Origin of the sequence: Phaeobacter sp. HS011 (genome assembly GCF_018101215.1) — a bacterium.
GTDB classification, from domain to species: domain Bacteria; phylum Pseudomonadota; class Alphaproteobacteria; order Rhodobacterales; family Rhodobacteraceae; genus Phaeobacter; species Phaeobacter inhibens.
In genome coordinates this window covers 239,600-260,880 of the sequence record NZ_JAGEUF010000006.1, presented here as the reverse complement: position 1 = coordinate 260,880, position 21,281 = coordinate 239,600, and the positions used below count along the sequence as shown (strand labels likewise).

Here is a 21,281-nt window from a genome sequence, read left to right as displayed (position 1 = left end):
AGATGACGGCTCATACCAGCGCTGCGGTCAACATAAAGACCGTGGCAAAAAAGCCAACAAACCAGATGATCGAGCGGCCCGGGGTCCAGCCCAATGCGTAGGCCGGCACGTAGAGCAACCGGGCGCAGAGGTAGACCCATGCACAGCCCGCAGTGAAACCGGTGGATTGATCGCTGATCACCACCACGCCGCAAGCGATAGTAAAGAGGATCAAACCTTCGAAATGGTTTTCCATCGCGCGTTTGAAGCGTCCGGCTGTACCTGTGAGGGTTACAGGTGTGTCGCGTGGGCCGAGTGCTATTTTCGGGTCCAGCTGGCGGTTTGCCGTGATGGCATATGCGCAAAACTGAAGTGCTTGCAGCAGGGCGGCGAGGGTGAGGGCGGTGAGTTCTGGGGTCATTTTGATCAAAACAAATTTTGCCAATTAGGTGCCCTTGCGAAACACGTCGCAAAAGATGGCGGTTCGCCTGAGGCGTCAGGCGAACCGCTTGGTCTTACAGATCCATCAACAACCGGCGGGGATCTTCCAGTGCTTCTTTGACACGCACGAGGAAGGTCACGGCACCTTTGCCGTCGACGATGCGGTGGTCGTAGGACAGCGCCAGATACATCATCGGGCGGATCTCCACTTTGCCATTGATGGCCATCGGGCGGTCCTGGATCTTGTGCATGCCGAGGATGCCGGACTGCGGCGGGTTCAGGATCGGCGAAGACATCAGCGAGCCGTAGACGCCACCGTTGGAGATGGTGAAAGTGCCGCCCTGCATCTCTGCCATCGACAGTTTGCCGTCACGGGCGCGCGCACCTTTCTCGGCGATCGCCTTTTCAATGTCGGCAAAAGACATCGCATCTGCGTCTCGGATCACCGGGACAACCAGGCCCGTGGGCGTGCCTGCCGCGATACCCATGTGGACGAAGTTCTTGTACACGATGTCGGTGCCGTCGATCTCCGCGTTGACCTCGGGCACCTCGTTCAAGGCGTGGCAGCAGGCCTTGGTGAAGAAGGACATGAAACCCAGTTTCACGCCGTGCTTTTTCAGGAACAGATCCTTGTACTCGTTGCGCAGGGCCATCACCTCGGTCATATCGACCTCGTTGTAGGTGGTGAGCATGGCTGCGGTGTTCTGACTGTCTTTCAGACGCTTGGCGATGGTCTGCCGCAGGCGGGTCATTTTCACGCGCTCTTCGCGGGCGGCGTCGTCTGCAGCAACGGGCGCGCGCACAGGTGTGGCCGCTGCTGGGGTCGATGTGCTGGTCGCCGGAGCAGCTGCGGCAGCCGCCACGGCGCGGGCGACGTCATCTTTCATGATGCGGCCATCGCGGCCACTGCCTTGCACCTGATCTGCGGAGAGGCCAGCCTCAGCCATCGCCTTTTCGGCGGAAGGCGCATTGGCGATATCCTTGGCCGGACCGCCCTGGCCTGCGGGGGGCGTGGTATATTGCGCACCATCTGCAGTTTCGCCTTTGGTGGGCGTGGGCGTTACGGCGCCTGCCTCGCCACCTGAGATCACGCCGAGTTTGGCCGTCGCATCGACAGTGCTGCCTTCCTCAGCTGTGATTTCGGTCAGGATACCGGCAGTCGGGGCTGGCACTTCAACCGAGACCTTATCAGTTTCCAGCTCGCAGAGCATTTCGTCCTGCGCGACACTGTCGCCGACCTTCTTGAACCAGGTGGAAACAGTGGCCTCGCTCACGGACTCGCCAAGCGTTGGCACCATCACGTCGGTTGCGGCGCCTGCATCACCCTTTGCTGCGTCCTTCGTGGCGGCTGGTGCGGATGTTGCAGGGGCTGCCGCTGTGTCAGAACCGCCTTCTGCGATCGTGGCAAGCAGCGCATCGACGCCGACGGTTTCGCCCTCGGCGGCGACGATCTCACCCAGGGTGCCGGCGGCAGGGGCGGGAACCTCAACGGTGACTTTGTCGGTTTCCAGCTCGCAGAGCATTTCATCTGCGGCGACCGCGTCACCCGGCTTTTTGAACCAGGTGGCGACGGTGGCTTCGGTCACGGATTCGCCCAGGGTGGGCACGCGAACTTCGGTGGTCATGGGGTGTTATCCTTCGATGCTCAGCGCTTCGTTCACGAGCGCAGCTTGTTGGGCTTTGTGTTCGCTGGCCAGGCCCGTTGCGGGCGAAGCCGAGGTGGCGCGACCGACATAGGTCGGCCGGCTGTGCTTGGCGCCGATGCGCGTCAGCACCCATTCGATATTCGGTTCGATGAAGCTCCAGGCGCCCTGATTTTTGGGCTCCTCCTGACACCACACCACCTCAGCACCTTTGAAGCGCTCAAGCTCCTTCACGAGCGAGATGGCAGGGAACGGGTAATATTGTTCGATCCGCATCAGGTACACATCGTCGAGACCACGGGCGTCGCGTTCTTCCAGGAGGTCGTAGTAGACCTTGCCCGAGCAGAGGACGACGCGTTTGATCTTTTCATCGGCGACCAGTTTGGTGTCGGAATTGCCGTGCTGGGCATCATCCCAGAGAACGCGGTGGAAGCTGGAACCGGTGGTGAATTCTTCAGCCTTGCTGACTGCCAATTTGTGTCGCAGCAGCGACTTTGGCGTCATCATGATGAGCGGCTTGCGGAAGGTGCGGTGCAGCTGGCGGCGCAGGATGTGGAAGTAGTTCGCCGGTGTGGTGCAGTTGGCGACAATCCAATTGTCCTGACCGCACATTTGCAGGAAGCGCTCCAGACGGGCGGAGGAGTGCTCCGGCCCCTGGCCTTCAAAACCGTGCGGCAGCAGGCAGACGAGGCCCGACATCCGCAGCCATTTCGATTCACCCGAGGAGATGAACTGGTCGAACATGATCTGGGCGCCGTTGGCGAAGTCGCCGAACTGGGCCTCCCACAGGGTCAGCGCGTTCGGTTCCGCCAGCGAGTAGCCGTATTCAAAGCCGAGAACTGCGTATTCGGACAGTGCCGAGTCGATCACCTCATAATGAGACTGGCCGCTGCGGATATTGTTCAGCGGATAGTAACGCTCCTCGGTGTTCTGGTTGACGATACCTGAATGGCGCTGAGAGAAGGTGCCGCGCGTGGCATCCTGCCCGGACAGGCGTACCGGATAGCCTTCGGTCAGAAGAGAGCCAAAGGCCAGCGCCTCGCCAGTTGCCCAGTCGATTCCTTCGCCGCTATCCGCCATCTTGGCGCGCGCGTCCAGGAAACGACCAATGGTCTTGTGGACGGGGAAACCCTCGGGCACTCGGCTGAGAGCGGTGCCGACCTCCTTGAAGGTTTCTGGCGATACAGAGGTCTGGCCGCGCTGGTAATCGGTATCTTTCTTGTCGAGGTGCGACCAGCGGCCATCGAGCCAGTCTGCCTTGTTCGGCTTGAAGTTCTTGCCGGCTTCGAATTCCTCATTCAGGCGGGCCTGGAATGAGGCTTTCATATCCTCAATCTCCCCCTCGGGAATCAGGCCATCCTTGACCAGACGCTCAGTATAAAGCGACAGCGTTGTCTTGTGGCCCTTGATCTTCTTGTACATCAGCGGGTTGGTGAACATGGGCTCGTCGCCCTCGTTATGGCCAAACCGGCGGTAGCAGAAGATATCGAGAACGACATCCTTGTGGAACTTCTGGCGGAATTCGGTGGCGACCCTGGCGGCGTGAACCACGGCTTCCGGATCGTCGCCGTTGACGTGGAATATCGGTGCCTCGACCACCAGCGCGTTGTCGGTGGGGTAAGGTGAAGAGCGCGAGAAATGCGGCGCCGTGGTGAAACCGATCTGGTTGTTCACCACGATATGCATGGTGCCGCCGGCCTTGTGACCGCGCAGGCCCGAGAGAGCAAAGCACTCGGCTACAACACCCTGACCCGCAAAGGCCGCATCACCGTGCAGCAGAATCGGCAGCACCTTGGTGCGTTCGCTGTCCTTGAGCTGGTCCTGCTTTGCGCGAACCTTGCCAAGAACAACCGGGTTTACGGCCTCAAGGTGCGAGGGGTTCGCGGTCAATGACAGGTGAACGGAGTTGCCGTCAAATTCGCGGTCAGATGAGGCGCCGAGGTGATATTTCACATCGCCCGAGCCATCAACATCCTCGGGCTTAAAGCTGCCGCCCTGAAATTCATTGAAGATCGCCTTGTAGGGTTTCTGCATCACATTGGCGAGCACCGAGAGACGGCCCCGGTGCGGCATGCCGATGACGATATCGCGGATCCCCAGCGCACCGCCGCGTTTGATGATCTGCTCCATCGCCGGAATCAGGCTTTCGCCACCATCAAGACCAAAGCGTTTGGTGCCCATGTATTTGACGTGCAGGAATTTTTCGAAGCCTTCTGCTTCAACCATTTTGTTGAGGATCGCCTTTCGACCTTCGCGGGTGAAGGTGATTTCCTTGTCATAACCCTCGATCCGCTCCTTCAGCCAGCTGGCCTGTTCGGGATCGGAGATGTGCATGTATTGCAGCGCGAAGGTGCCGCAGTAGGTCCGCTTCACAATGCTGACGATCTGGCGCATCGAGGCGACCTGAAGCCCCAGCACGTTGTCGATGAAGATCGGGCGGTCCATGTCAGCTTCGGTGAAGCCATAGGTGCGCGGATCCAGCTCGGGGTGCTGGGCCTCCTCGCGCATACCGAGCGGATCGAGATTAGCTGCCAGATGGCCGCGGATCCGGTAGGCCCGGATCAGCATCAAGGCCCGGATCGAATCCAGAACAGCGCGCTGCACTTGGTCATCGGTTACTTCGACGCCCTTGGCGGCAGCCTGCTCCTTGATCTTCTTGCCGGCACCCTTGGCCTCTGCCGGGGCAGGCCACTCGCCGGTCAGCGCGCCTGTCAGATCATCATTGGGGGCAGGCGGCCAGTCAGCGCGCGCCCAGGAAGGGCCAGCGGCCTCCGCCTTCACATCAAGTTCTGCGTCACCCATCTGCCGAAAGAACTCAGCCCAGGCGGCATCCACCGCGTTGGGGTCGTTGGCGTATTGGGCATAGAGCTGCTCAAGATACTCAGCATTGTGCCCCTGCATGAAGGAGGAGGCATGGAAGAGTTCGTTAGGGCTCTGGTCGGTCATGTAAGTACCTCTTGCGGGTTGGGACCGGTTCTAGTGCGACCTGGGGTCATGAGGGGCAGCCTGATCAGAAGGCGTTTCGGAAGAGTAAAACGTCTCTGGAATCCTGCAGCAGATAAGATCGGCCTCTGGAGGTAACAATCCTATCGGCAAAAGGATCCAACAGTTGGGAGGGCGGGCATCCTTGCGGAGTGCCCGAAGCCGGGGCAGATGCGGATGATCTGCCCCGGTTCAAATAATCTGCGCCATATGCGGCGACATGCGGCATTATTTGCCGATGGCCTTTAGTACGGCCTCGCCCAGTGTGGCGGGGCTGTCGGCCACAACGATACCAGCGGATTTCATCGCCTCGATTTTGTCCTCGGCGCCACCTTTGCCACCGGCAACGATGGCGCCGGCGTGACCCATGCGGCGGCCCGGAGGGGCTGTGCGGCCTGCGATAAAGCCTGCGATGGGCTTCCAGCGACCTTTTTTCTTCTGCTCGGCGATGAATTCTGCCGCTTCTTCTTCAGCGGAGCCACCGATTTCACCGATCATGATGATCGACTGTGTCTCATCATCGTTCAGGAACATGTCCAGAACGTCGATGTGCTCGGTGCCCTTGATCGGGTCGCCGCCAATGCCCACAGCGGTGGACTGGCCCAAACCGATATCAGCGGTCTGCTTCACCGCCTCATAGGTCAGGGTACCCGAGCGGGACACAACACCGACCGAGCCACGCTTGTGGATGTGGCCGGGCATGATGCCGATCTTGCAGGCATCAGGCGTGATCACGCCGGGGCAGTTCGGGCCGATCAGACGCGATTTGCTGTCTTCCAGCGCCCGCTTCACTTTCATCATGTCCAGAACCGGGATGCCCTCGGTGATGCAGACAATCAGCTCCATCTCGGCGTCGATGGCCTCAAGAATGGAATCAGCTGCGAAGGGGGGCGGTACGTAGATCACAGAGGCATTCGCCTCGGTCACGTGCTTGGCTTCGTGTACGGAGTTGAACACCGGTAGGTTCAGGTGGGTCTGGCCACCTTTGCCCGGTGTCACGCCGCCGACCATCTTGGTGCCATAAGCGATGGCCTGTTCAGAGTGAAAGGTGCCCTGCGAGCCGGTGAAGCCCTGACAGATGACCTTGGTGTTTTCGTCGATGAGGACTGCCATTGGGGAGTCTCCTGTTCTATCTTTTTGCGATTGTATAGTAGGCGACGCCGCCACGAGCGCCGCCTTCAATGCCGAACTTGGTGCGGCCAATTTTCACTTCGTACCATTTGCTGCCGCCGATCGCGCTCTTGCGAGCACGCAGGCTGCCACCAGTATTCCGGGCCAAATCCGCTGCGATGCTTTGGATTGTCGCGTCGGCTGGAGCAGGGGCTCCTCCAAAGTTTACTCTGCAGGATTTCCCAGCGTCATATGCCACGCCAGCTCCGCGGATATTCTTTGCGGAGTAGATGGTGGCACGTGCAGCATACTCAATGGCGTACTCTTCTAGAGCGGGTGCATTGTTTGCGCAGACTTGCCTGAAGATCTCCGCTTCGCGGGAAGCGCCTAGCAAGTGGTCCGGTGTCGCGTCGACAACAGACGCGTCAGTTCCACCACCAACATAGGACGGAGCAACGTAGGCTGTCGCTACAAGCCCTGCGCCGACGCCTGAACGCTGGTCACCTTGAGGCAGATTTGCAGGCGACATCGCACCAGAGTGCAATGTCGCCGCTGGGATGTAGGTATCGGTGGCGGGGTCATATCTCCCGCCTTCAGCACCTGGCAAGGGCGCACTGTATGCAGTTGCGCTTGTCGACAAAATAGATTGCTGACTTTTGCCAGAGGAATAATCACTGGTGCAAGCGGCCATCGCTAACAGGCAGGTGCACAGCAAGGAGCTGACCAGGCGCATCAAGTTCAGCCCTTAACCGCTTTCACGATTTTTTCGGCGCCGTCGGACAGGTTGTCGGCTGCAATCACATCAAGACCGGAGGTGTTGATGATGTCTTTGCCGGCTTCCACGTTGGTGCCTTCAAGACGGACAACCAGCGGCACCTTCAGGCCGACTTCCTTCACCGCGGCAACCACGCCTTCGGCGATGACGTCGCAGCGCATGATGCCGCCGAAGATGTTGACCAGGATACCTTTGACGTTCGGGTCAGAGGTGATGATCTTGAACGCCTCGGTCACTTTCTCCTTGGTGGCGCCGCCGCCCACATCGAGGAAGTTCGCAGGCTCGGCGCCGTAGAGCTTGATGATGTCCATGGTGGCCATCGCCAGCCCCGCACCGTTCACCATGCAGCCGATCTCACCGTCCAGAGCGATGTAGTTCAGGTCATATTTGGACGCTTCCAGCTCCTTGGGGTCTTCCTCGGTGGTGTCGCGCAGTTCGGAGATATCGGCGTGGCGGTAAACCGCGTTGCCGTCGAAGCCGACCTTGGCGTCCAGCACCTTCAGATCGCCGCTGTCGGAGACGATCAGCGGGTTGATCTCCAGCATTTCCATGTCTTTTTCGACAAATGCCTTGTAAAGCTGGCCCATCAGTTTGACGCATTGCTTGATCTGCTGGCCCTCAAGACCCAGAGAGAAGGCGATGCGGCGGCCGTGGAACGGCTGGTAGCCAGTTGCCGGATCAACGGAGAAGGACAGGATTTTCTCGGGGGTGGCTTCTGCCACTTCCTCGATGTCCATGCCGCCCTCGGTGGAGCAGACAAAAGAAATGCGCGAGGTCTGGCGGTCCACCAGCAGCGCGAGGTAGAGTTCGGTCTGAATGCCGGAGCCGGCCTCGATGTAAATGCGGTTCACCTGTTTGCCGGCCGGGCCGGTCTGGTGGGTCACAAGCGTGCGGCCCAGCATTTTTTTGGCTTCGTCAGCGGCTTCTTCGACCGATTTGGTCAGGCGCACACCGCCTTTTTCGCCTGCGTCGGCTTCCTTGAAGGAGCCTTTGCCGCGACCCCCAGCGTGGATCTGAGCTTTGACCACCCAGAGCGGGCCGTCCAGCTCACCTGCTGCGGTTTTGGCATCTTCTGCCTTGAGCACCACACGCCCGTCCGAAACCGGCGCGCCGTAGCTGCGGAGGAGGGCCTTGGCCTGATATTCGTGGATGTTCATCTGAAACTGTCCCGTCTGGCTGCAATTATCTTGATCTAATACGCCGTCATAGCGCCAATGTTTAAAGGGTTTTCTTACGGCTGGTAAAAAAATCCCGAAGATTTATCGATTTTGTGATCACGGCTTTCCGACGTGTGATCACAAATTTACAAGAGGTGAACGTGGTTGATTCGATAGGAGCGGTTTTGATCAACTCCGACCCTACGTTAGACTGATGCGGCATTCATCACGTTAAGGCGTAACTGATTGGGCTGCAGTGTTGCAGCTTGGTCCGGGGCCGCATGATGGGGTTGAAAATAGGGGGGTGCCAATTGCCATGGAGGGTTGGAGTACCAATATGACTGCGGACATCAAGACACGGCATGTGGTCCTGTCCGGATGTTCCGGCGGGGGGAAATCAACGCTGCTGGCAGAGCTGTCGCGGCGGGGGTTTGCGACGGTGCCGGAGCCAGGGCGCCGGATCGTCGCACAAGAGATGGACGGCGTGGGGGCTGCCCTTCCTTGGGTAAATATGGAGATCTTCGCCCGGCGCGCAATGGAACTGGCGCGCACCGACCGGCAACAGGTTGCAACCGTAGAGGCGTGGGTGTTCTTTGATCGTGGGTTGGTGGACGCGGCCCTTGCACTGGAACACGCGTGCGGGGCCTCGGTTGCGACCACTCTTGATCCTTCCGAGCGCTATCATGACGTGGTCTTTCTCACGCCACCCTGGCCGGAAATCTATCGGCAGAATGCGGAGCGACGGCACAGCTACGCGCAGGCGATTGAGGAATACACACGGCTGCGGGCGGGTTATCTGATGCTGGGATATGATATCGTCGTATTGCCGAAGACCGACGTTGCGGCTCGTGCGGATTTCATTGTGGCGCGCCTTGGCTGCGCGTGAGCGGGTACGAAGCGGCGCTCAGGACGCCCACTTACGGGAAGGCAAAGAAAAAGGCCCGCCAATTGGGCGGGCCTTCCAATGAATTCACGATGTTCTGGTTGACCTTAGGCTAGCGAACCATCGATACCTTTGCACGCTTCGACCAGACCTTTGACCGCGTCGACAGAGTTGTCGAACATGGTTTGCTCGTCCGAGGTCATCTTGATGTCGATAACGCGTTCGATGCCGCCAGCGCCGATCACTGTCGGCACGCCGACATACATGCCTTTGAGCCCGAGAGCGCCGTCAACATAGGCCGCGCAGGGCAGGACGCGTTTCTGATCCTTGAGGTAGGCTTCGGCCATCTCGATGGCGGAGGTTGCTGGTGCGTAGAAGGCAGAGCCGGTTTTCAGCAGACCGACGATCTCTGCGCCACCATCGCGGGTGCGCTGGACAATTGCATCCAGTTTCTCCTGGCTGGTCCAGCCCATCTTGACCAGATCAGGCAGCGGGATACCAGCAACGGTCGAGTAGCGTGTCAGCGGCACCATGGTGTCACCGTGGCCACCCAGAACAAATGCGGTGACGTCTTTCATGGAGACGTTGAATTCTTCTGCCAGGAAGTGGCGGAAGCGGGCGCTGTCCAGCACGCCGGCCATGCCGCATACTTTCTCGTGGGGCAGGCCGGAGAATTCGCGCAGAGCCCAGACCATCGCATCCAGAGGGTTGGTGATGCAGATCACAAACGCATCTGGCGCGTGATCACGGATGCCTTCACCTACGGATTTCATGACCTTGAGGTTGATGCCCAGCAGGTCATCGCGGCTCATACCAGGCTTGCGCGGCACACCAGCCGTCACGATGCAGACGTCTGCGCCAGCGATGTCCTCATAGGATTGGGTGCCCTTCAGCCTGGCGTCGAAGCCTTCGGAAGGACCGGATTCGGCGATGTCGAGCGCCTTGCCTTCGGGGGTGCCTTCGGCAATGTCGAACAGGACGACGTCGCCGAGTTCTTTCAGTGCTGCGAGGTGGGCAAGTGTGCCACCGATCTGACCTGCGCCAATCAGGGCGATTTTGGGTCGAGCCATTGGAATTTATCTCCGGTCCGGTTGTGATTGCGGGGAGGACTAAGCCGTTCCGTGGCGTGGCGCAAGATCCCTGCGCCGGGAAGGCCGATGTGCCGCAGACTGTTCAAATCAGACAGATGCGTTTAAAAAACCGACATATGAGGCACTTAGAGGGATTTCTCAGATGCCTGAGATCACAGTGATGTTTTTTCTGGTAGCGGTTTTGGCAATTACATTTGCCGGTGTTTCCAAGGCCGGTTTCGGATCGGGCGCAGCTTTTGCGTCATCTTCGATTCTCGCTCTGATTGTGCAGCCCGGAGCGGCGCTTGCCTTTATGTTGCCATTGCTGATGTTGATCGATGCGGTCTCGCTGCGGCCTTATTGGAGACGCTGGCGGCTGCGGGAGTCTCTGTTACTGATCCTCGGCGGTTTACCAGGCGTGGCACTGGGGGCAGCGTTTTACAAATCCGTTGATGCCGACGCGATGCGGGTATTGATTGGTGCGATCTCGGTCGCGTTTGTTGCCTGGCAGCTGTCCGGGCGGCTCCGGGTGCGACTGGTCAAGCCACGCGAAAGGGCGGATGTCACAGGAGTTGTGGCGGGTGTGGTTGCCGGGTTCACCAGTTTCGTGAGCCACGCTGGTGGGCCGCCAGCAGCTGTTTATTTGCTTGGGCGCAGTATGAGCAAAACTGAGTACCAGGCTTCAACCGTATTAGTGTTCGGTATTCTGAATGCCGCAAAGTTTGTTCCCTATGCGATGCTTGGGATGGTGACGCCTGCGTCGTTGACGCTGGATCTGATGCTGGCGCCCTTCGCCCTTCTGGGGGCCTGGATCGGGGTCCGTTTGCATCACCGCGTATCTGAGCCTGTGTTTTTTGGTCTGACCTATGTGCTGCTGGTTACCACCGGGACAAAGCTGATTTGGGACGGGCTGACCTGAGGGGGAGTCCTGCGAGGGGCGCGGTGTTGCTGAGTTTCTGCATGTTTCAGCCCACTGTTGAACCTCGGATATGCACTGAATAAGCCCCATATAAGCCCCATTGACGCTTGAGCGGATCACGAGGACGCGGCTTGCGCCGCTGGCAGAGGGCCCGTCTCCACGCTTCCCCTCCGCCCGCTGATCAGGCGGGGCGCCTCACCTCGGTGGCTTACTTTGCAACGACGCCTGCTCAGGCGTCACTGTCGACCACTGGTAAGGCCTCCGCCAGGAATTCAAATGATTGTCCAGAGGCCACAAGGCAGGTAACGCCGCCGGGGGTGGTAATCGTGATGGTCCAACTGCCTGTATCCGCCGAGGCGAATGTTTCCATTACCACTCCGCGCTGGCCGATGCCGATGCTCTGACGACTTTCGCCGTAGCGTTCGGCGAGGCGCTTTACAACCTGATCGCGGGGTGCGCAGTTGTTGCTGGTCTGTGCGACAGCGGGCAGTGCCATCAGTGTGAGTATTGCCAAAGCGGCGCTATTGAGGACTGCAATTTCAAACGTCTTCTTCAACATGGGTTTTACCCTTTCCGGAAGATCCGGCGGCGGGCTAGCCCTTCGGGTCATGAGATCAGACCCGGACAGGTTGTGCGCCGTACCGGTATCGCGTCATCGTCTGCACGGGCTGCTGTGCCCGCTCCCGGATATGTGATGCCGTTTTGGTTCGATCCTCATCCGGTGCAAATAGAGTGGCAAAAAGATGCTGATATCCTCTTAACGGTCCGCTCTTGTAGGGTAACATCAATAATTACGTTGATTTATCAGTATTTTGTGTTGGTTCAGGCATCTCGTGTCTACTGCGTCGACGCTGCGTATTCTGCGATGCGGCATCATTTCACTTGAAAGCTTACTTTCAATTATGTAGCCGTTTGCGCAACAAAATGACTCTGGAGATCACTCATGGATCCGCGCATACGTCCCTATAGGTCCGTTCTCTATATCCCTGGATCCAAGCCACGTGCTCTGGACAAGGCGCGCAGCCTTCCGGTTGATGCAATCATCTTTGACTTGGAGGATGCGGTCTCAGCTGAAGAGAAGGTGAACGCCCGCCAGACGTTGGAAGAGGCGCTGCGCGCAGGTGGCTATGGGGCGCGGATGAAGATCGTTCGGATCAATGGATTGGATACCGTGTGGGGGCGCGCTGATGCCGCCGCCGCGGCCAGGATGGACTGCGATGCGATTTTGCTGCCCAAAGTGTCCTCTCCAGAAGATCTGGATGCTCTGGCAGTGGTCACAGGGGATAAGCCGTTGTGGGCGATGATGGAAACACCGCGCGGCATGTTGAACGCCGCGGCCATCGCTGCGCATCCGCTATTACAAGGCATGGTTATGGGGACGAATGATCTGGCGAAAGAGTTGCAGACCCGCTTCCGCCCGGACCGGTTGCCGCTGATGGCGGGGCTGGGCCAGTGCCTGTTGGCGGCCAAGGCGGAAGGCATCATAATTGTCGACGGGGTCTACAACGCCTTCAAGGATGCCGAAGGGTTGGAAGCTGAGTGCACTCAGGGCCGCGACATGGGGTTTGATGGCAAGACATTGATCCACCCGGCGCAGGTGGATGTGGCGAATTCCGCCTTCGCTCCCTCCGAGGACGAGATTGACCTCGCACGACGCCAGATCGCCGCCTTTGATGCCGCGGAGGCCGAGGGGCAGGGTGTGGCCGTGGTCGATGGCAAGATTGTCGAGAATTTGCACGTGGCGACCGCCCGTGAAATTCTTGCAAAAGCGGATGCAATCGCAGCGGTTTCAGCCTAGGCGTTGGGTCAGTCATAATTCTTTGGGAGACTGACATGGCATTGTTGCTTCTAGGCATCCTGATTTGGTGGGGCGCCCATTTTTTCAAACGTTTGGCGCCTGATGCACGCGCTGCTCTTGGTGATCGTGGCAAGGGGCTGATTGCGCTTATTCTGTTGGCGAGTGTGGTTCTGATGGTTATCGGGTACCGCAGTGCCGAGTCCTTCGATCTGGCCCTGCCGCCGCCGTTCTTCACGCATATCAATAACACATTGATGCTGCTGGCACTTTACTTCACCAGCCCTGGCCCCAGCAAAGGCGCACTGTTTTACAAACTCCGCCACCCGATGTTGCTGGGTGTTGCGATGTGGGCGGTCGCACATCTGCTGGTTAACTGGGATCCTGCGTCCTTTGTGCTCTTTGGGAGCATGCTGATCTGGACGCTGGCAGAAATGATTGTGATCAACCGTGCTGAGCCGATCTGGACAGCGAACCCAAAGGGCCGTCTTGCCAAGGACGGCATGTTCTTCTTTGCGTCGATCGTGCTTCTCGGTGTGATCGGCTATGTCCACGGGCTTGTCGGCCCTTCGCCGTTTCCGGGGTGATCACTGATGAAGCTTTATCGATTTCTGTCTGAGGACGACACGTCAGCGTTCTGCCACAAGGTAACTGACGCGCTGAACAAAGGGTGGGAGCTCTACGGCAGTCCGACCCAAACTTTCGACCCCGTGAAGGGGATCATGCGCTGCGGCCAATCCGTGGTGAAAGAGGTGCCCGGCACCTACACCCCTGACACCAAACTGGGAGAACACTAATGGCCAAGACCACTCCGGGCCGCTTCTTTGAGGATTATGCTGTTGGCGATGTGCTGCATCATGCGGTACCGCGCACCGTCTCGGGCGGGGAGCGTGCATTGTATCACGCGCTCTACCCGGCGCGGCATGCGCTCTACTCCTCGGATGAATTTGCGCGTGGATGTGGTCTGGCGGGAGCGCCGCTTGAGGATCTGGCGGCGTTTCACATGGTCTTTGGAAAGACCGTTCCGGATGTCTCGTTGAATGCGGTGGCAAACCTTGGCTATGCCGAAGGACGCTGGCATCTGCCGGTCTACGCTGGTGATACCCTGCGCGCTGAGAGTGAAGTGATCGGGGTCAAACAGAATTCCAACGGCAAATCCGGAGTAGTTTATGTCCGCACACGTGGCCTGAACCAGCGTGATGACTGCGTGCTGGACTATGTGCGCTGGGTTATGGTGCGCAAAGGCAATCTGGAGTTGCCCGCGCCCGAAACCTGTATTCCCGAACTCACTAGGGTGATTCCGGTTGAGGATCTGGTCATTCCCGAAGGGCTGGATTTCTCCAGCTATAATTTCACGCTCGCGGGGGAGCCACACCGCTGGGGCGACTACGCGGTGGGGGAACAGATTGACCACATCGACGGGGTCACGGTCGAAGAGGCCGAGCATATGCTCGCAACCCGGCTGTGGCAGAACACGGCGAAGGTCCATTTTGATACCACTGCGCGTCCGGATGGGTCCCGGCTGATCTATGGTGGTCATGTGATCTCTATGGCGCGGGCTTTGTCGTTTAATGGTCTTGCCAATGCACAGATGATTGTCGGGCTAAATGGCGGCGCGCATGCTAACCCATGTACGGCCGGCATGACGATCCGTGCCTGGTCCGAAGTGTTGGACAAGGCTGAGACCAGTGCGCCCGGTGTTGGCGCTATCCGGTTGCGGCTGGTGGCGACCAGCGGTGGGGCGCCCTTCCAGCTGAAGGGCGAGGATGGAAAATATCGCTCAGAGGTCTTGCTGGATCTCGATTATTGGGCGCTCATGCCGCTCTAACGCAGGGGCAGAGAGGTCGCGCCATGCAACTGACGCCACAGACGGCGATCTATATCACCCATCCTCAGGTTATCGTGGACTCGCAGGTTCAGGTGACCGAGTGGCAGTTGTCCCCATTGGGGGTGGAACGCGTTGATTGGTTGGCGAAACGTGTTGCGGATCTGTCGTCGACTTGTCCTGTTGCAATGGTTTGTAGTGCAGAGCGCAAAGCGATCGAGACGGCCACACCGCTGGCCGATGCACTGGGTGTGGATCTTGAGCAGCGCCCCCACACCCATGAGAATGATCGCAGCAGTACCGGGTTTATGCCGCCGGACGCGTTTGAGCGGCAAGCGGACGCGTTTTTTGCCAGCCCTACGCGATCAGTCCGGGGTTGGGAGACAGCGCAAGCGGCACAGGCCCGCATTCTACGCGAGGTGCTCGCCGCGGAGGCAGATCACGAAGGGCGTGCGTTAATCATCTGTGGTCATGGCGCTGTTGGTACGCTGCTCTATTGTGCGCTGGCGGGGCTGGAAATTGACCGACGGTGGGACCAACCGCCCGGAGGCGGAAATTGGTTTGCCTACGATCGTCTTAGCCGTCGTCCGCTGTCCCACTGGGCACCGATAGAGACATTGTTTGTGGATCAAAACCAATCACGAGAAAAACAATAGGGCAGCGGTTCAGTTTTAGTTAAGCTGGCCTTATGCAGATTTTTCGACTGTTGGTTTTCATGCTTGTTGTCCAGGTGCCAATACCGGCGCGCGCCTGTGATCTGGCATTGGTGCTTGCAGTGGACGTCTCGGGTAGCGTCGATGTCGAAGAATACCGAACACAAATGGAAGGTCTGGCCGCAGCATTGCAGGACGGGGTCGTGGCGGAGGCCTTGGTGCGTGCGCAGGCGCGTGTGGCATTGATTCAGTGGTCGGGCAGTGGTCGTCAGGAGCTGACGCTCAGCTGGCGGCACGCTTCGGACTTCCAAGCCTTGGACCAACTGGCGGCTGATATCGCGGCGGCGCCGCGGCCCTGGCGCAACTATGCAACCGGTATAGGAGAGGCGCTGCAGCTGGCCATTGAGCAGTTTCAAACCGTACCCGGATGCCGCCGACGCGTGATTGATGTCTCTGGCGACGGGCCGTCCAACGAAGGAGTGGAGCCAACCGCCATCCGAGGCGCGCTCAGCGCGGCTGGCATCACGGTGAATGCGTTGGCCATTGAGGAGAGCGAGCCGGATCTAACGGCCTATTTCTTCGAGCAGGTCATTCATGGAGCGGGTGCCTTTGTGCAGACGGCGGCAGGGTTTGAGGACTATCCGCAAGCAATCCGTAAAAAGCTGTTACGCGAAGTGGCGCAGCAGAATGCCGGATTGAGCAGCTTTTACCAAGCGATCCCATAAATTCGCGAACACCATGTGATTCTGTAAGGATTCCCGTGTATCCTGTTTTGTGATCACTTACCGGAAGCGTGTGATCACATATTGTTGTTTTCGCGGCATTCCTAAAAATAACTGCGCATTTTTACCGCTCGTTTGCGTGACAGGACGTAAAAAACCGCTAAAACGTCGTCAGCTAACCGGAAAGGAGCCAACATGGCCGATGTAAATCGGGGCAACCGCCCGCTTTCGCCACATTTGCAGGTCTATCGCCCGCAGATCACTTCGATCACCTCGATCCTGACGCGGATTACGGGCAATGCCCTTATCGTGAGCGCGTTGCTGATCGCCTGGTGGTTCCTGGCGGCGGCAACCTCTGAAGACTACTTCCGCACTGCCAATGCTGTAATGACCAGCTGGTTCGGTGACATCGTGATGAGCCTGTCGGTGCTTGGCCTCTGGTATCACACGCTGGCCGGTGTGCGTCACCTGATCTGGGACAACGGCAAGATGTTGGATCTGGAGCCCGCGCAGAAATTGGGTTGGTTCGTCATTATCGGATCGGTTGTGCTGACCGTTCTCACCCTTGTTATCGTCTGATCTGAAGGAGCAATCGCAATGCGTTATTTGACAGATCGCAAGCGTGCCGTTGGCATGGGTGCTGCGAAATCCGGTACAGCTCATCACTGGTCGATGCAGGTCAGCTCTATCGGGTTGCTGATCCTGGTGCCCCTGTTCGTCTTTACTTTTGGCTCGGCGCTGGGCGGATCCTACGAAGAGATCACCGCCTATTACGCGCGCCCGTTTCCTGCACTTGTTGCACTGCTGACCATCTGGGTCGGCATGATGCACTTCAAATCCGGTGCGCAGATCATGATCGAAGACTATGTCCATGGCTTTGCCGGTCGTCTGACGATCATTCTGGTCACCTGTCTGTCTTATGCCGTGGCCGCGGTCAGCGCCTATGCGCTGATCCGCCTGGCGCTGTAAATCCCGAGGTTTTCAATGGCTGCTTACGAATACGAAACACATGATTATGACGTGGTCGTGGTTGGCGCCGGTGGTGCCGGATTGCGCGCCACCCTCGGCATGGCGGAGCAGGGCCTGCGCACGGCCTGCGTGACGAAGGTCTTCCCGACACGCTCGCATACCGTGGCGGCCCAGGGCGGCATCGCGGCGTCGCTGTCCAATATGGGGCCTGACCATTGGCAGTGGCATATGTATGACACGGTCAAAGGGTCAGACTGGCTCGGCGACACCGATGCGATGGAGTATCTGGCGCGCGAGGCGCCGAAGGCGGTCTATGAGTTGGAGCACTATGGCGTGCCGTTCTCACGTACCGAGGAAGGCAAGATCTACCAACGCCCCTTTGGTGGTCACACCACAGAGTTTGGCGAAGGCCCCGCAGTGCAGCGGACCTGTGCCGCTGCGGACCGGACTGGTCACGCGATCCTGCACACACTCTATGGTCAATCGCTGAAGAACAATGCTGAGTTCTATGTCGAGTATTTCGCGATCGATCTGATCATGTCCGAGGATGGGCAGTGTCAGGGCGTTGTCTGCTGGAAGCTGGACGACGGCACCATGCATGTCTTCAACGCCAAGATGGTTGTGCTGGCAACTGGCGGTTACGGCCGGGCCTATTTCTCCGCAACCTCTGCGCATACCTGCACCGGCGACGGCGGTGGTATGGTGGCCCGTGCTGGCCTGGCATTGCAGGATATGGAATTCGTGCAATTCCACCCCACGGGCATCTATGGCTCCGGCTGTCTGATCACTGAAGGTGCGCGCGGTGAAGGCGGGTATCTGACCAACTCCGAAGGCGAGCGGTTCATGGAGCGTTATGCGCCCCAGTATAAGGATCTGGCGCCGCGTGACTATGTTTCGCGTTCGATGACCATGGAAATCCGCGAAGGGCGCGGCGTTGGGGAACATGGTGATCACATTCACCTGAACCTGTCGCACCTGCCAGCCGAAGCGTTGGCTGAGCGCCTGCCGGGGATTTCCGAAAGCGCGAAGATCTTCGCCGGCGTGGACGTGACCAAGGAGCCGATCCCGGTTCTGCCGACCGTCCACTACAACATGGGCGGTATCCCCACCAACTACTGGGGGGAGGTCCTGAACCCAACTGCGGATGATCCAACCGCTGTGGTGCCAGGCCTCATGGCCGTGGGTGAGGCGGGCTGTGCTTCGGTGCATGGTGCCAACCGTCTGGGTTCGAACTCGCTGATCGATCTCGTGGTCTTTGGCCGAGCTGCAGCAATTCGCGCAGGCAAGGTCGTTGATGCAGAGGCGCCCAACCCTGTGCTTAATCAGGCGCAGGTGGACAGTGCCTTCGACCGGTTTGACGGTCTGCGCCATGCCAAGGGCAGCATCCCAACTGCGGACCTGCGTCTGGAGATGCAGCGCACCATGCAGAGCGACGCTGCGGTGTTCCGCACGTCGGAGACCATGGCGGAAGGTGTGACTAAGATGACCGCCATCGCGGCGAAGATCGATGATCTGGCTGTGACGGACCGGTCGCTGGTCTGGAACTCGGACCTGATGGAAACGCTTGAGCTGACCAACCTGATGCCAAACGCCCTTGCGACAATTGTCGGGGCAGAGGCACGTCAGGAAAGCCGTGGCGCCCATGCTCATGAGGATTTCACCAGCCGTAACGATGAGAAGTGGCGGGTCCATACTGTCAGCCGTGTCGACGGCAACAAGGTGGATCTGTCCTATCGTCCGGTGATCGTGGATCCCCTCACGACCGAGGCCGAAGGCGGTATCAGCGAGGCGAAGATCGCACCCAAGGCACGGACGTTCTAAGACCTTGATGTACCCAGCCGCTGCATATCACATGACACTCAGCGCCCGTTTGCGGGAGCTGAGTGTACATGGCTGGGGGAAGCTATGATGACGGTCGAACAAGACGTCTCGACACCATCCTTGGCCTCTGGTGCAGAACGACACGGCGGTTGGCCGGAGCTTGGTTGGCAGCCAGATGTGGCACTGCGCCTGTTCGGGATGCGCCGTTCAGGCAATCATGCGGTTGCCAATTGGCTACAGCGCAATGCGCCGGGTCAGCAGGCTCTGTTCTTCAATAATTGCAAGCCCGGACGGGCGCCGTTGACGCACCATCAGGGGGGGGAGCGCAATGCTCTGCGGCTGTCCCGCCATGAAATTGGAGATTTGACCAGCCTAGGTGCGTCTATGGCTCCGGGTGGCCTGTTGCTGATCTCCTATGAGGATACGGTTCCCTCCGACTACGGGTTTGATCGGCCTGTTTCCGGTGATCTGGATGAGGGGCTGCTGAGTGGCGATGTCCTGCTATTGCGTGGGTTTCTGAACTGGTCCGCGTCGTTGTTGAAGAAGCTTCAGGGCAACCCTGCTTTTTCTCTGGTTCAGCGCAATGCCGTCATTCTGCGGGCGATCGACAGCTATCGGAGAATGCTGGAGCTGGCCTCTCAGGCGAATGAGCTGGCGCTGGTGGTGGTTGATTACGACCATTGGATGCGCAGTGCCAACTATCGGAAGGATCTGCTGGACCGTCTGGACTTGCCAGTTGCGGACAACACGCTCGGTAAGATGCAAACCTACGGCGGTGGGTCCTCCTTCGACAAGGATCAAGGTGACGCCGATTTTGATCTGAAGACGGATCAGCGCTGCCGACAGATGGTGGGGGATGCCGAATATCAGGCGATCCTGCACCTTGCGGCCCGTGATGAGGCGCTGTTGGCGGCTTTGACGCGGCACTATCCCGATGATGCGGCCCGGCTTTCACAACTGGCAGAGCACCCCCCTTTTACGGCGGGAGGGCTGTTCTGATGCCGTCCTGCGTCTACGAAATTGCGGCAGGCATGGCCGCGACACCCAAAGATCAGCGATCCGGTCTGTCCGGGCCGCTGACACCGATCTCCTGCCTCCGCAGTGCCTCGCGCCTGCGGTTGGTGGGCAGCTAAGCAAGGAGAACGATCTATGGTCGAATTCGCACTTCCGAAAAATTCCAAGATCACCACGGGTAAAACCTGGCCCAAGCCCGAAGGCGCAACCAATGTGCGCAAGTTCAGCATCTATCGCTGGAACCCGGATGACGGCAAGAACCCGCAGGTGGATACCTATTTTGTCGATATGGATAAATGCGGTCCGATGGTTCTGGACGCGCTCATCAAGATCAAGAATGAGATTGATCCAACCCTAACATTCCGCCGGTCTTGTCGCGAAGGGATCTGCGGCTCCTGCGCGATGAACATCGACGGCATCAATACGCTGGCCTGTATTTACGGGCTGGATGAAGTCAAGGGCGACGTGAAGGTCTATCCACTGCCGCATATGCCGGTGGTGAAGGATCTGATCCCCGATTTGACGCATTTCTATGCGCAGCATGCCTCAATCATGCCGTGGCTGGAAACCAAGACCAACCGCCCCGCAAAAGAGTGGAAACAGTCTATCGAGGACCGCAAGAAACTCGACGGTCTTTATGAATGTGTGATGTGCGCCTCCTGTTCGACGTCCTGCCCCAGCTACTGGTGGAACGGCGATCGCTATCTTGGGCCAGCGGCGTTGCTGCACGCATATCGCTGGATCATCGACAGCCGGGATGAGGCGACACCGGAGCGTCTGGACGAACTGGAAGATCCGTTTAAGCTCTACCGCTGCCACACGATCATGAACTGTGCCAAAACCTGCCCGAAGGGGCTGAACCCGGCCAAGGCGATTTCGCACATCAAACAGATGATGGTGGAACGCGCGGTCTGATCTGACACAGCGTACGCATGACCAAACGCCGCTCAGGAACTCCGGGCGGCGTTTTTCTTTGTATCGCCAGACTCTGTCTTGTCAGTAATCACTCTCAGAAGGGGTTGCGCTGCACGCATGGCGATCTTGTTGAAACGGAGGGTGTGTTGCCACGCTCACAGGCATAAATTCCTGAGCGGGGAAGAGGTATTTTCTTGAGCAGGAGCGATCACATGACCGATCAAGCCGCGAAGCAATTTCACCAGACCGCTGCAAACTCTTCGACGTCACCGAAGGCAGAGCGAGCTGCCGACGCACTGGCACATCTGGAACAGGCCTGGGCTTACTATGTGCCGGAACCATACGTGCCTGCCGCAGATCCCGCGATCACTGAGGGTGTCGTCGACTACTACGCTGCGGCCTGATCGGTAGGAGCGGATAGGCGTTGGCGACAGTTGCGGCTGAATAAAACGGTAGATAGACAGGCCACATGCCCGTGTTGATCATCTTTCTGTTGCTCGGCGTTTTTGGATATTTCCTATGGCGACACAAGACGTCCAGTCTTAGCCGACATTGTCGTTGGCGGCAGGAGCGTGCCGCTGACCAATGGAGATGTGCCGCTTGCGGGG

Annotated in this window: 22 protein-coding genes; 14 read left to right on the top strand and 8 right to left on the bottom strand. The window is 58.8% G+C overall.

The features are described 5' to 3' along the window. Window positions 1-10: 10 nt before the first annotated feature. The 6 genes from J4721_RS13745 to sucC form a co-directional block, all read right to left on the bottom strand. Complete coding sequence (locus J4721_RS13745; protein WP_102875379.1) at window positions 11-400, bottom strand: MAPEG family protein; 390 nt, start codon at window positions 398-400, stop codon at window positions 11-13. Between the two features lie 94 nt (window positions 401-494). Beyond that, window positions 495-2,045 carry a 2-oxoglutarate dehydrogenase complex dihydrolipoyllysine-residue succinyltransferase gene (gene odhB / locus J4721_RS13740; protein ID WP_102874882.1) on the bottom strand — a complete coding sequence of 517 codons (1,551 nt, stop codon included), beginning with the start codon at window positions 2,043-2,045 and terminating at the stop codon, window positions 495-497. 6 nt (window positions 2,046-2,051) lie between these two features. Beyond that, entirely contained in the window at window positions 2,052-5,009 is a 2,958-nt protein-coding gene (locus tag J4721_RS13735) for a 2-oxoglutarate dehydrogenase E1 component (protein ID WP_211002813.1), read from the bottom strand. A 264-nt stretch (window positions 5,010-5,273) separates the two neighbouring features. Next, entirely contained in the window at window positions 5,274-6,158 is an 885-nt protein-coding gene (gene sucD, locus J4721_RS13730) for a succinate--CoA ligase subunit alpha (protein WP_014873464.1), read from the bottom strand. A 16-nt stretch (window positions 6,159-6,174) separates the two neighbouring features. Next, the gene (locus tag J4721_RS13725) at window positions 6,175-6,888 is read right to left on the bottom strand and encodes a hypothetical protein (RefSeq protein ID WP_211002814.1); all 714 of its coding nucleotides are present in this window, start codon (window positions 6,886-6,888) and stop codon (window positions 6,175-6,177) included. Window positions 6,889-6,893: 5 nt separating this feature from the next. Continuing rightward, window positions 6,894-8,087 carry an ADP-forming succinate--CoA ligase subunit beta gene (gene sucC, locus J4721_RS13720; protein WP_027248089.1) on the bottom strand — a complete coding sequence of 398 codons (1,194 nt, stop codon included), beginning with the start codon at window positions 8,085-8,087 and terminating at the stop codon, window positions 6,894-6,896. Window positions 8,088-8,424: 337 nt separating this feature from the next. Here sucC and J4721_RS13715 point away from each other — a divergent pair, with 337 nt between their 5' ends. Beyond that, on the top strand, window positions 8,425-8,973 hold the full coding sequence (locus J4721_RS13715) for an AAA family ATPase (protein ID WP_211002815.1): 549 nt from the start codon (window positions 8,425-8,427) through the stop codon (window positions 8,971-8,973). A 104-nt stretch (window positions 8,974-9,077) separates the two neighbouring features. Here J4721_RS13715 and mdh read toward each other — a convergent pair whose 3' ends face one another. Further along, window positions 9,078-10,040, bottom strand: coding sequence for a malate dehydrogenase (mdh, locus tag J4721_RS13710; RefSeq protein ID WP_211002816.1), 963 nt, complete (start codon window positions 10,038-10,040; stop codon window positions 9,078-9,080). 163 nt (window positions 10,041-10,203) lie between these two features. Between mdh and J4721_RS13705 the strand changes: the two genes are divergently transcribed. Continuing rightward, window positions 10,204-10,959, top strand: coding sequence for a sulfite exporter TauE/SafE family protein (locus J4721_RS13705; protein ID WP_211002817.1), 756 nt, complete (start codon window positions 10,204-10,206; stop codon window positions 10,957-10,959). A 229-nt stretch (window positions 10,960-11,188) separates the two neighbouring features. On the opposite strand, the gene J4721_RS13700 is transcribed toward J4721_RS13705, so the two are convergent. Then, window positions 11,189-11,518 carry a hypothetical protein gene (locus J4721_RS13700; protein WP_027248086.1) on the bottom strand — a complete coding sequence of 110 codons (330 nt, stop codon included), beginning with the start codon at window positions 11,516-11,518 and terminating at the stop codon, window positions 11,189-11,191. 384 nt (window positions 11,519-11,902) lie between these two features. Between J4721_RS13700 and J4721_RS13695 the strand changes: the two genes are divergently transcribed. The 12 genes from J4721_RS13695 (at window position 11,903) to J4721_RS13640 (ending at window position 21,077) form a co-directional block, all read left to right on the top strand. Then, complete coding sequence (locus J4721_RS13695) at window positions 11,903-12,757, top strand: CoA ester lyase (protein WP_211002818.1); 855 nt, start codon at window positions 11,903-11,905, stop codon at window positions 12,755-12,757. 35 nt (window positions 12,758-12,792) lie between these two features. Next, window positions 12,793-13,341, top strand: a complete 549-nt coding sequence (locus J4721_RS13690) for an NnrU family protein (protein ID WP_102874877.1) — start codon at window positions 12,793-12,795, stop codon at window positions 13,339-13,341. A gap of 6 nt (window positions 13,342-13,347) precedes the next feature. Further along, window positions 13,348-13,551 (top strand): DUF1737 domain-containing protein, encoded by a 204-nt coding sequence (locus J4721_RS13685; protein WP_014873472.1) that lies wholly within the window; start codon window positions 13,348-13,350, stop codon window positions 13,549-13,551. Further along, window positions 13,551-14,582: a MaoC family dehydratase gene (locus J4721_RS13680; protein WP_211002819.1), complete on the top strand. Its 1,032-nt coding sequence runs from the start codon at window positions 13,551-13,553 to the stop codon at window positions 14,580-14,582. The genes J4721_RS13685 and J4721_RS13680 overlap by 1 nt, the downstream gene beginning before the upstream one ends. Before the next feature lie 23 nt (window positions 14,583-14,605). Further along, window positions 14,606-15,235: a histidine phosphatase family protein gene (locus J4721_RS13675; RefSeq protein ID WP_211002820.1), complete on the top strand. Its 630-nt coding sequence runs from the start codon at window positions 14,606-14,608 to the stop codon at window positions 15,233-15,235. 32 nt (window positions 15,236-15,267) lie between these two features. Further along, complete coding sequence (locus tag J4721_RS13670; RefSeq protein WP_102853971.1) at window positions 15,268-15,957, top strand: DUF1194 domain-containing protein; 690 nt, start codon at window positions 15,268-15,270, stop codon at window positions 15,955-15,957. A 192-nt stretch (window positions 15,958-16,149) separates the two neighbouring features. Further along, window positions 16,150-16,533 carry a succinate dehydrogenase, cytochrome b556 subunit gene (gene sdhC, locus J4721_RS13665; RefSeq protein WP_014873476.1) on the top strand — a complete coding sequence of 128 codons (384 nt, stop codon included), beginning with the start codon at window positions 16,150-16,152 and terminating at the stop codon, window positions 16,531-16,533. Between the two features lie 18 nt (window positions 16,534-16,551). Beyond that, on the top strand, window positions 16,552-16,923 hold the full coding sequence (gene sdhD, locus J4721_RS13660) for a succinate dehydrogenase, hydrophobic membrane anchor protein (protein ID WP_014873477.1): 372 nt from the start codon (window positions 16,552-16,554) through the stop codon (window positions 16,921-16,923). A 15-nt stretch (window positions 16,924-16,938) separates the two neighbouring features. Next, window positions 16,939-18,744 carry a succinate dehydrogenase flavoprotein subunit gene (sdhA, locus tag J4721_RS13655; protein WP_102853972.1) on the top strand — a complete coding sequence of 602 codons (1,806 nt, stop codon included), beginning with the start codon at window positions 16,939-16,941 and terminating at the stop codon, window positions 18,742-18,744. A gap of 87 nt (window positions 18,745-18,831) precedes the next feature. Beyond that, window positions 18,832-19,743: a hypothetical protein gene (locus J4721_RS13650; RefSeq protein WP_247656115.1), complete on the top strand. Its 912-nt coding sequence runs from the start codon at window positions 18,832-18,834 to the stop codon at window positions 19,741-19,743. A gap of 150 nt (window positions 19,744-19,893) precedes the next feature. After that, window positions 19,894-20,673: a succinate dehydrogenase iron-sulfur subunit gene (locus J4721_RS13645; protein ID WP_102857865.1), complete on the top strand. Its 780-nt coding sequence runs from the start codon at window positions 19,894-19,896 to the stop codon at window positions 20,671-20,673. Between the two features lie 212 nt (window positions 20,674-20,885). After that, window positions 20,886-21,077, top strand: coding sequence for a hypothetical protein (locus J4721_RS13640; RefSeq protein WP_027248082.1), 192 nt, complete (start codon window positions 20,886-20,888; stop codon window positions 21,075-21,077). Window positions 21,078-21,281 lie beyond the last annotated feature (204 nt).

Bases quoted from the DNA above. Each gene is read 5' to 3' on its own strand.
- J4721_RS13685 (WP_014873472.1), top strand. From the start codon at position 13,348: ATGAAGCTTTATCGATTTCTGTCTGAGGACGACACGTCAGCGTTCTGC.
- J4721_RS13670 (WP_102853971.1), top strand. From the start codon at position 15,268: ATGCAGATTTTTCGACTGTTGGTTTTCATGCTTGTTGTCCAGGTGCCA.
- sucD (WP_014873464.1), bottom strand. From the start codon at position 6,158: ATGGCAGTCCTCATCGACGAAAACACCAAGGTCATCTGTCAGGGCTTC.
- J4721_RS13715 (WP_211002815.1), top strand. From the start codon at position 8,425: ATGACTGCGGACATCAAGACACGGCATGTGGTCCTGTCCGGATGTTCC.
- J4721_RS13645 (WP_102857865.1), top strand. From the start codon at position 19,894: ATGGTCGAATTCGCACTTCCGAAAAATTCCAAGATCACCACGGGTAAA.
- J4721_RS13650 (WP_247656115.1), top strand. From the start codon at position 18,832: ATGACGGTCGAACAAGACGTCTCGACACCATCCTTGGCCTCTGGTGCA.
- J4721_RS13695 (WP_211002818.1), top strand. From the start codon at position 11,903: ATGGATCCGCGCATACGTCCCTATAGGTCCGTTCTCTATATCCCTGGA.
- sucC (WP_027248089.1), bottom strand. From the start codon at position 8,087: ATGAACATCCACGAATATCAGGCCAAGGCCCTCCTCCGCAGCTACGGC.
- J4721_RS13725 (WP_211002814.1), bottom strand. From the start codon at position 6,888: ATGCGCCTGGTCAGCTCCTTGCTGTGCACCTGCCTGTTAGCGATGGCC.
- J4721_RS13705 (WP_211002817.1), top strand. From the start codon at position 10,204: ATGCCTGAGATCACAGTGATGTTTTTTCTGGTAGCGGTTTTGGCAATT.
- J4721_RS13680 (WP_211002819.1), top strand. From the start codon at position 13,551: ATGGCCAAGACCACTCCGGGCCGCTTCTTTGAGGATTATGCTGTTGGC.
- J4721_RS13690 (WP_102874877.1), top strand. From the start codon at position 12,793: ATGGCATTGTTGCTTCTAGGCATCCTGATTTGGTGGGGCGCCCATTTT.
- mdh (WP_211002816.1), bottom strand. From the start codon at position 10,040: ATGGCTCGACCCAAAATCGCCCTGATTGGCGCAGGTCAGATCGGTGGC.
- sdhA (WP_102853972.1), top strand. From the start codon at position 16,939: ATGGCTGCTTACGAATACGAAACACATGATTATGACGTGGTCGTGGTT.
- J4721_RS13640 (WP_027248082.1), top strand. From the start codon at position 20,886: ATGACCGATCAAGCCGCGAAGCAATTTCACCAGACCGCTGCAAACTCT.
- sdhD (WP_014873477.1), top strand. From the start codon at position 16,552: ATGCGTTATTTGACAGATCGCAAGCGTGCCGTTGGCATGGGTGCTGCG.
- J4721_RS13735 (WP_211002813.1), bottom strand. From the start codon at position 5,009: ATGACCGACCAGAGCCCTAACGAACTCTTCCATGCCTCCTCCTTCATG.
- odhB (WP_102874882.1), bottom strand. From the start codon at position 2,045: ATGACCACCGAAGTTCGCGTGCCCACCCTGGGCGAATCCGTGACCGAA.
- J4721_RS13700 (WP_027248086.1), bottom strand. From the start codon at position 11,518: ATGTTGAAGAAGACGTTTGAAATTGCAGTCCTCAATAGCGCCGCTTTG.
- sdhC (WP_014873476.1), top strand. From the start codon at position 16,150: ATGGCCGATGTAAATCGGGGCAACCGCCCGCTTTCGCCACATTTGCAG.
- J4721_RS13675 (WP_211002820.1), top strand. From the start codon at position 14,606: ATGCAACTGACGCCACAGACGGCGATCTATATCACCCATCCTCAGGTT.
- J4721_RS13745 (WP_102875379.1), bottom strand. From the start codon at position 400: ATGACCCCAGAACTCACCGCCCTCACCCTCGCCGCCCTGCTGCAAGCA.